Here is an 8,328-nt window from a genome sequence, read left to right as displayed (position 1 = left end):
TGTGCTATCGAGATTGGACAAATTTGGAAACTTAATTAACGGAATTGGTATAACTTAATACTTATAACTCAATTTAATAGTCACTATAGTTTAAGATGAGTAATTATCCTGTTAAAAAGAAAATGAATAAGTATATTATGAGTTTATTAAAGCAACGTTATTTATATTCACAGACAACATAAACCTCTCTCACTGCTAGCCTAAACACCAATACATTAAATATTTTTGCTAAATCAGTAAATATTATAATTATATTAATGACTTACTGCACACAACATCTATTAGTGTTCGCGGGTTTCACTCCTTTTAATAACTTGAGATCTCCAGGTATCAAATTCAATACAAAAGTAACATCATTTATTGTTATAAAATCTCACAAAACTTGCTAACAAATGATCATATAATTGCTCTGTGGTTGGCAGTGTATGAATATTTTCCTTCAAACATGTGTGTACATCAGCCTTGAGACAAATATCTTTATTATTGAATTGGTTACATAATTTGACTGGATAAATGAGCTCCTCCATGTTTGCATCAATTAATATACAAGCCTGTACTAAAATCACTTTCTGTTGGTTTTGTCCTAGTAATACCCTTTGTGCTGTTCCGACGATTTTTTGATTATTAATATTAAGGTTATAACTGCCATCACAGTAAGAGTAAGGTGTTTCGTGAACCTCTGGAGTGAGATCATAATAACTAAAAAACTGAGTTAAAATTTCACATATATGTTCATAACCAACATGAATAGAATAAGCAGTATCGTTATTCCATTGATAGATATGAGAAAGGTTGATCACACCATTTGTCTGTGGAACTGGCGCGCCACCTGTGCGTCTAGAAACAAGATCCCAGTTTCTCTCTTTTAACTTGGTGATTAAATCAAAGGATTGTTGCCATTTATTCCCAGAGGGTAAGACCAATGTTTTATCGGATGGTCGCCATAGCAGTAAAGCTTGTTGTACTTTCCCACTACGTACAAGCTGTACTAATTCATCCTCTTTTTCAAAAGCATTACTTGTGCTCGTATGGGTTAAACGTGAAATTTTATATTTATTTGTTTCCATCTGCTTGCTTTTCAACCTATTTTATATAAAAAATAAAGCTTTAATGATTATTTTTCTAGTACATTAGCCACCTTCGCTTTAGAATAACTCGCCTTTTAACCTCCAGTGATGAAGTTTGAGATGTCAGACAATGCATCAAAATTCGATTTGTAATACTTTTGTTACAAAAGTAGAATACCCGACTAAAATAATCAAGTAAATACTTGACTGAAACAGTGGGTTTTAGATACTATTAAGACTCAAGAATAATCTAACTGGAGATCTTATGCGTTTAACAACAAAAGGCCGTTATGCGGTAACGGCAATGCTCGATCTTGCATTGCATCCAGAACAAGGCCCAGTGTCATTATCAGATATATCACAACGACAAGGCATCTCTTTATCTTATCTTGAACAGTTATTTTCTAAACTCCGTCGAGACGCTTTAGTAAAAAGTGTTAGAGGTCCAGGCGGTGGCTATCAATTAGGCCGTCCAATTGACGATATTTATGTCGCTCAAATCATGGATGCGGTCAATGAAGTCATCGACGCAACAGGATGTAAAAACAAAGCAGACTGTAAAAATGGCGTGACTTGCTTAACACATTACTTATGGTGTGATTTAAGTGATCAAATACATGGTTTTTTAAGTAAAATTAGCCTAGGTGATTTGATGAGACAAAATGACGCACATAATAAAGTGAATAAAGTTACAGAGCCAAAAGTTGATGACCAACTATTTATGCTACAAACCAATGAAATGGCTGGTTAATTAGTTAGCAAGAAAGATATAACGATTATTATTATCCTCCCCCCGAAAAAGAGTGAGTTTTATATGACAGTGCAAGTAGAAATAGATGAAGCACTAGCAAGAGAATATGAAGCTGGTTTCATTTCTGATATCGAATCAGAAACGTTTGAACCAGGTTTAGATGAAAGTGTTATTACGCGAATTTCTAAAATGAAAAATGAACCAGAATGGATGCTTGAATGGCGTCTAGGTGCATTTAGAGAATGGCTAAAAATGGAAGAGCCTGATTGGGCTTTAGTCGATTATCCTAAAGTAGATTTTCAAGCTATCTCTTACTACTCAGCACCTAAAAGCATGAAAGATAAACCTAAGTCATTAGACGAGGTTGACCCTGAATTGCTACGTACTTATGAAAAGCTAGGTATCCCTCTGATCGAACAACAAATGCTAGCCGGCATTGCGGTTGATGCGGTATTTGACTCTGTATCAGTTGTAACAACATTTAGAGAAAAGCTACAAGAAGCAGGTGTTATCTTCTGCCCTATCTCTGAAGCGATTGTTGAATATCCGGAGCTCGTTAAAAAATACATTGGTAGTGTTGTTGGCCGTAAAGATAACTACTACTCAGCACTAAACTGTGCAGTATTTACCGATGGCTCTTTTGTATACATTCCAAAAGGCACACGCTGCCCAATGGAACTATCAACTTACTTCCGTATTAATGAACAAAATACAGGTCAGTTTGAACGTACGCTTATCATCGCCGATGAAGGCAGTCACGTTAGTTACCTTGAAGGTTGTACTGCTCCACAGCGTGATGAAAACCAATTACACGCAGCGGTAGTTGAACTAATTGCATTAGATAATGCAGAAATCAAATACTCTACTGTTCAAAACTGGTACCCAGGTGATGAAAACGGTAAAGGTGGTATCTACAACTTCGTAACTAAACGCGGTATCTGTCATACCAAAGCTAAAATCTCTTGGACGCAAGTTGAAACTGGTTCAGCGGTTACTTGGAAATACCCAAGCTGTATCCTAAAAGGTGATGACAGTGTTGGTGAGTTCTACTCAGTGGCATTAACACGTGGTAGACAGCAAGCAGATACTGGTACCAAAATGATCCACCTTGGTAAAAATACCAAATCAACGATCATCACTAAAGGTATCTCGGCTGGCCGCAGTAATAATAGCTACCGTGGTCTTGTAAAAATGGCTGCAACAGCCGATGGCGCACGTAACTTTACAGAGTGTGATTCACTATTGATCGGCGATAAGTGTGGTGCACATACTTTCCCTTATATAGAAAGCCGTAACCCTTCTGCCATTGTTGAACATGAAGCAACGACGTCAAAAGTAAGTGACGAGCAAATGTTCCTATGTCGCCAACGTGGTCTTGATCCTGAAAAAGCAGTATCAATGATCGTAAATGGTTTCTGTAAAGAAGTATTCAAAGAGCTGCCAATGGAATTTGCCGTTGAAGCAAGTAAATTATTAGAGATTAGCCTTGAAGGCTCTGTAGGTTAAGGATTATATAAAATGTCAGATAACAAAAGTTTATTAACAATAAAAGACGTATACGCAAGCATTGAAGAAAAGCAAATAATCAAAGGTTTTAATTTAGATATTAAACCAGGTGAAGTACATGCCATCATGGGTCCAAACGGTGCAGGTAAAAGTACCATGGGTTATGTCCTTTCTGGCCGTGACGGTTATGAAGTAGATAGCGGTAGCATTACATTTGATGGTAAAGACTTACTAGAAATGGAAGTTGAAGAACGTGCAGCAGCAGGTCTATTCTTAGCATTCCAATACCCTGTTGAAATCCCAGGTGTAAGTAACTTAGAATTTTTAAAAGCATCAGTAGACGCTATTCGTGAAGCAAATGGTGAAGAGCCAATCACTTCTTCTGAGTTACTAAAACAAGCTAAAGCAGCATGTAAACAAGTTAACTTACCACTTGCGTTCTTAAAACGTGGTGTTAACGAAGGTTTCTCAGGTGGTGAAAAGAAACGTAACGAATTAATGCAAATGTTACTGCTTAAACCAAAACTATGTATCTTAGATGAAACCGATTCAGGTCTAGATATCGATGCATTACAAATGGTAGCTGCAGGTGTAAACAGTCAACGTTCTCCTGAGCGTAGCTTTATCGTTGTAACGCATTACCAACGTTTATTAGATTACATCAAACCTGATTTTGTTCATGTATTAGCTGACGGTAAAATCGTGAAAAGTGGCGATGCGTCATTAGCACTAGAATTAGAATCTCAAGGTTACGCTTGGTTAGAAACGCATGAAGACGCAGAAAGCACTGAGGGCTAATAAATGAGCGAATGGTTAGAAAGTGCCATCTCACGAGGGCAGAAAATAGATGATTGGTTAACACCAAAACGTACCCGCGCACTTGAGTTACTATCAACAACGCAATGGCCTACTCGTAAAACAGAAGCTTGGCGTTACACTCCCCTGCGTGCAATTCAAAACACTAAAGCGACAGAAGTTGAAGCAACAAGTGATTTAACACCACTAGCAATTGCTGACTTAGCGGCCATTGAACTAGTTTTCAAAAACGGTAAATTAGATAAAAGTTTGCTAAACGCAGACTTACCGGCTGGCTTAACTATCTCACTGGGTAGCGAACTAGCAGCACAACAGCAAACTCAAGCTGTTGCAGACTTCTCTGAAGTAAAACCAGATCGTCATTTATTTGGTTTAGTTAACGATGCACTAGCGCAAGATGTTGTGATCGTAAATGTTGAAGCCGGTGTTAAAATTGAACAGCCATTACGCATCAGTGCTTTACTAAGTCAAGGTGCAGAATCTCATACACGTGTACAAGTGACACTGGGTGAAGGCGCTGAACTTGCTGTTATTGAAGATGTTCAAGCACAAGGCGAAACCTTAAATACAGCTTTTGTTGAATACTTTGTCTCACCAAAAGCACATCTTGAGCACTACCGTTTTGCATTACAAACTGGTAGCAATGTGTCTGTTGGTGGTTGTCACTTCAACATGTTAGATCACTCTACAATGCATAGCACGATCGTTGCTTTCGGTAGTGATTTATCACGTTTAGACACGGATATAATTCATTCAGGTCAATTTGTAGATGCTAAATTAAATGCAATCTACTTATTAGATGGTAATGAACTATTCGATTTACACGCAACGGTTGAACATGCTGTACCAAACGGTACAACAGAAGAAAACGTGCGTTGTATTGTTGGTGGTAAAGCTAAAGCAGTATTTAACGGAAGAATTCATATTCACCGTGATGCGCAAAAAACATTAGCCGAGCTAAACAACCGTAACCTACTTGTTTCTAAAACAGCTGAAATCAATACAAAACCTGAATTAGAAATTTACGCTGATGACGTTCGTTGTGCTCATGGCGCGACTTCTGCTGAAGTAGATAAACAAGCGTTATATTACTTACAAACACGCGGTATTAGCCGTGCACAGGCGAATATAATATTGAACTTTGGCTTCATCAATGAGCTAATTGATTTAATGCCAAATAAAGTATTAGCTGAATGGGTTCGTCCAATCATTCGCCAACGTTTCTCTACAATGAAAGTAAACTAAGAGAGAGCCTAATGAGTTTTGATGTATTAGCCATTCGCGACCAATTTCCAATTTTAAAGCGTCAAGTTAATGGCAAGCCTCTAGTGTATTTAGATAACGCAGCCACCACACAAAAACCACAGTGTGTGATTGATGAGATGGTTGATTATTACTCAACTTGCAACTCAAACGTTCATCGTGGCGCTCACTTCCTAGCGGATCAAGCGACACGACGTTTTGAAAATGCACGAGATATTGTTCAACAATTTATCAATGCACCGCAACGTGAAGAAGTTATTTGGACCACAGGCACAACGGAAAGTATTAACATTGTTGCTAATGGCCTACGTACTTTATTATCGCCAGGTGATGAAGTGATCGCAACTGAAATGGATCACCATGCTAACTTAGTCACTTGGCAACATGCATGTAAAGAAGCCGGTGCAACATTCCGTACTGTGCCAGTGACTGATGCAGGTGAGCTTGATCAGGCTGCTTACGAAAGTTTGCTTAATGACAACACAAAATTCGTTGCTTTCCCGCACGTTTCCAATGTACTTGGTACGATTAACCCAGTTAAATCAATGACAGCAAAGGCAAAAAAAGTAAATGCCTTAGTCTTAGTTGACGGTGCACAAGGTGCTGCACATGGTTGGGCTGACGTACAAGATATTGGCTGTGATTTTTATGCTTTCTCAGCACATAAAATCTATGGTCCAATGGGTATCGGTGCACTGTGGGGTAAAACGTCAGTACTTGAAAACTGGCCTGTATGGCGTACTGGTGGCGAGATGATTGCTACCGTCACCTTACAAGATGCAACTTGGAATGTACTCCCTTACCGCTTTGAAGCTGGCACACCTAATGTAGGTGGTGCCATTGCTATGGCTGAAGCAATACGTTGGTTCAGTGAACTAGATCAAGAAGCAGTGTTAGCACACGAAAATGCTCTACTTGCTTACGCAACTGAAAAAGCCAACGCTTTTGATGGCTTAACCATTATTGGTAATGCTAAAAATAAAGTGGGTGTATTGAGCTTTACACTCGATCAAGGCCACCCTGCTGATATTGGCTTTTTACTAGATCAACAAGGTATTGCGATCAGAACAGGTGATCATTGTGCACAGCCTTTAATGTCGCGTTTTGACGTACCGGGCACCGCACGTGCTTCTTTCTCTATTTATAATACATTCGATGATATTGATGCTTTATTTGCTGCGCTCAAAAAAGCAAAAACAATGTTGTCTTAGGAGTTTTTAATGACCGTATCTGTATTTGCCCCAACAGCTAACATTTTGTTAACTGATGCAGCAGAAAAATACTTTTCAGCACAAATGGCCGATAAGCCAGATAGTGTAATACGACTGAGTACCAAAGTAAGTGGTTGTACTGGGTTTGCTTATGTTCTTGAAATAGTAGAGCAACCAGTTGAAGACGATATTATTATCAATTTCACTGATTTTGATATCGCAGTTGCTGCTAAATCAATGATGATGATCGCAGGAACAGAGATTGACCTAGTGACAGAAGGTATTAATCAAGTTGTTAAATATAACAACCCTAACGTTGTAGCTGAATGTGGCTGCGGCGAAAGCTTTAATGTGAGCTAACAAATGCAAAAGATGGTAGTAACAGAACGTGCTTGTGCTGCACGAAGAGTACCAACTGGTGAGCCAACTATTATTCCTGAAGGAGAGTTTATCTCTATCAATCAGAGTTTAGGTGGTAACTACACGGTGACTTGGATGGGTAATATGTTACGCATTGATGGCACAGATGCATCGGCTATTGGCCAACAATCTGAAGTACTTGATTTCGAAGATCTTGGAAAAGATGAAATCGATGAAGATCAGGTATGGCAAGCATTAGACGGTATTTATGATCCTGAAATTCCAATTAGCTTAGTCTCTTTAGGCTTAATCTATAAAGTCTCGATTGATCAAGACAACAAAACGGTTTCCATTGATATGACCTTAACCGCACCAGGATGTGGAATGGGCCCAGTGTTAGTAAGTGATGTTGAATACCGTGTAGCAAAAGTGCCAAATGTTGATAATGTAAAAGTTGAATTACTGTTCGATCCTCCTTGGTCACGTGAAATGATGAGTGAAGAAGCACAACTAGAATCGGGTATGTTCTTCTAACCACTTTCATCACCGCACATAATCCAATATAATAAATCGCACTTAGCTTGTTGTTTTACAAACAAGTTAACTGCGATTTTTTACCTTGTCTACAAAATATAAATATTAGAGGTTCCATGTCATTACCAACTACAGAAGATATCATTGAAGACTTAACATTTTTTGACGACTGGGAAGATAAATATAAATATATTATCGATTTAGGAAAACAACTCCCTGCTTTCGATGATAAATGGCGCACCACAGAACGTCTTGTTAAGGGCTGTCAAAGTAATGTGTGGATCCAACCTGATACAGAAGGTGAGCTACTTACTTTTTCCGTTGATAGTGATGCGATCATTGTACGTGGTTTACTTGGATTAGTATTGGCAGCATTCGATCATAAAACAGCAAAAGAAATTGTTGAGTTTGATATCTCAAATTACTTCCAATCGCTGGATCTTGAAAAACATTTAAGCCCTACCCGAGGTAATGGCTTACGCTCTATCGTTGAACGTATTAAGAATATTGCTAAAGCGTCTATTTAGATCTATTGAATAGGTACTCAATATAAAGCGAGGAAGGCTATGTTATCGAACTTGAAACTTTACCAGTAAATTTCAAGTTATTAGCTTTATATTGATTACCCTTGATCAGCATTTATTGTTAACACTTAACTCGAACTAGTTTATGTCGTTCACTAACTCGTGCTGATACAAAAAAATCCTTCCAGCAAGTACTATCATTAATTCATCATTTCATAAATCGAGTTATAACCTTAAGCTCATACCAATCTGTAAAATTAACTGGTCAGTTTCATCCAATCCCTAAAGCACATACT

At 38.2% G+C, this 8,328-nt stretch carries 9 protein-coding genes; 8 read left to right on the top strand and 1 reads right to left on the bottom strand.

Going from position 1 to position 8,328, the window contains the following annotated elements; translation table 11 throughout:
- Positions 1-353: 353 nt before the first annotated feature.
- The gene (locus V6256_RS14195) at positions 354-1,067 is read right to left on the bottom strand and encodes a lipoate--protein ligase family protein (RefSeq protein ID WP_341598886.1); all 714 of its coding nucleotides are present in this window, start codon (positions 1,065-1,067) and stop codon (positions 354-356) included.
- A 265-nt stretch (positions 1,068-1,332) separates the two neighbouring features.
- Here V6256_RS14195 and iscR point away from each other — a divergent pair, with 265 nt between their 5' ends.
- From iscR to V6256_RS14155, 8 genes are all read left to right on the top strand, one after another.
- Complete coding sequence (iscR, locus tag V6256_RS14190; RefSeq protein WP_424141071.1) at positions 1,333-1,818, top strand: Fe-S cluster assembly transcriptional regulator IscR; 486 nt, start codon at positions 1,333-1,335, stop codon at positions 1,816-1,818.
- 63 nt (positions 1,819-1,881) lie between these two features.
- Entirely contained in the window at positions 1,882-3,324 is a 1,443-nt protein-coding gene (gene sufB, locus V6256_RS14185; protein ID WP_424141070.1) for a Fe-S cluster assembly protein SufB, read from the top strand.
- A 12-nt stretch (positions 3,325-3,336) separates the two neighbouring features.
- Positions 3,337-4,122 (top strand): Fe-S cluster assembly ATPase SufC, encoded by a 786-nt coding sequence (gene sufC / locus V6256_RS14180; RefSeq protein ID WP_341598885.1) that lies wholly within the window; start codon positions 3,337-3,339, stop codon positions 4,120-4,122.
- 3 nt (positions 4,123-4,125) lie between these two features.
- A complete protein-coding gene (locus V6256_RS14175; protein WP_341598884.1) occupies positions 4,126-5,385 on the top strand; it encodes a SufB/SufD family protein in 1,260 nt (419 codons plus the stop codon).
- A gap of 11 nt (positions 5,386-5,396) precedes the next feature.
- Complete coding sequence (locus V6256_RS14170; protein ID WP_341598882.1) at positions 5,397-6,614, top strand: aminotransferase class V-fold PLP-dependent enzyme; 1,218 nt, start codon at positions 5,397-5,399, stop codon at positions 6,612-6,614.
- A gap of 9 nt (positions 6,615-6,623) precedes the next feature.
- Positions 6,624-6,974, top strand: coding sequence for a HesB/IscA family protein (locus tag V6256_RS14165; protein ID WP_341598881.1), 351 nt, complete (start codon positions 6,624-6,626; stop codon positions 6,972-6,974).
- 3 nt (positions 6,975-6,977) lie between these two features.
- A complete protein-coding gene (sufT, locus tag V6256_RS14160) occupies positions 6,978-7,508 on the top strand; it encodes a putative Fe-S cluster assembly protein SufT (protein WP_341598879.1) in 531 nt (176 codons plus the stop codon).
- A gap of 116 nt (positions 7,509-7,624) precedes the next feature.
- The gene (locus V6256_RS14155) at positions 7,625-8,035 is read left to right on the top strand and encodes a SufE family protein (RefSeq protein ID WP_341598877.1); all 411 of its coding nucleotides are present in this window, start codon (positions 7,625-7,627) and stop codon (positions 8,033-8,035) included.
- Positions 8,036-8,328 lie beyond the last annotated feature (293 nt).

The organism is Psychromonas aquatilis, from assembly GCF_038155185.1.
In the GTDB taxonomy this organism is placed as follows: Bacteria; Pseudomonadota; Gammaproteobacteria; order Enterobacterales; family Psychromonadaceae; genus Psychromonas; species Psychromonas aquatilis.
The sequence above is the reverse complement of the archived record's forward strand: the minus strand, read 5'-3'. Positions and strand labels throughout refer to the sequence as shown.

Excerpts from the sequence above, each read along its gene's own strand:
- V6256_RS14195 (WP_341598886.1), bottom strand. The coding sequence starts at position 1,067 with ATGGAAACAAATAAATATAAAATTTCACGTTTAACCCATACGAGCACA.
- iscR (WP_424141071.1), top strand. The coding sequence starts at position 1,333 with ATGCGTTTAACAACAAAAGGCCGTTATGCGGTAACGGCAATGCTCGAT.
- sufB (WP_424141070.1), top strand. The coding sequence starts at position 1,882 with ATGACAGTGCAAGTAGAAATAGATGAAGCACTAGCAAGAGAATATGAA.
- sufC (WP_341598885.1), top strand. The coding sequence starts at position 3,337 with ATGTCAGATAACAAAAGTTTATTAACAATAAAAGACGTATACGCAAGC.
- V6256_RS14175 (WP_341598884.1), top strand. The coding sequence starts at position 4,126 with ATGAGCGAATGGTTAGAAAGTGCCATCTCACGAGGGCAGAAAATAGAT.
- V6256_RS14170 (WP_341598882.1), top strand. The coding sequence starts at position 5,397 with ATGAGTTTTGATGTATTAGCCATTCGCGACCAATTTCCAATTTTAAAG.
- V6256_RS14165 (WP_341598881.1), top strand. The coding sequence starts at position 6,624 with ATGACCGTATCTGTATTTGCCCCAACAGCTAACATTTTGTTAACTGAT.
- sufT (WP_341598879.1), top strand. The coding sequence starts at position 6,978 with ATGCAAAAGATGGTAGTAACAGAACGTGCTTGTGCTGCACGAAGAGTA.
- V6256_RS14155 (WP_341598877.1), top strand. The coding sequence starts at position 7,625 with ATGTCATTACCAACTACAGAAGATATCATTGAAGACTTAACATTTTTT.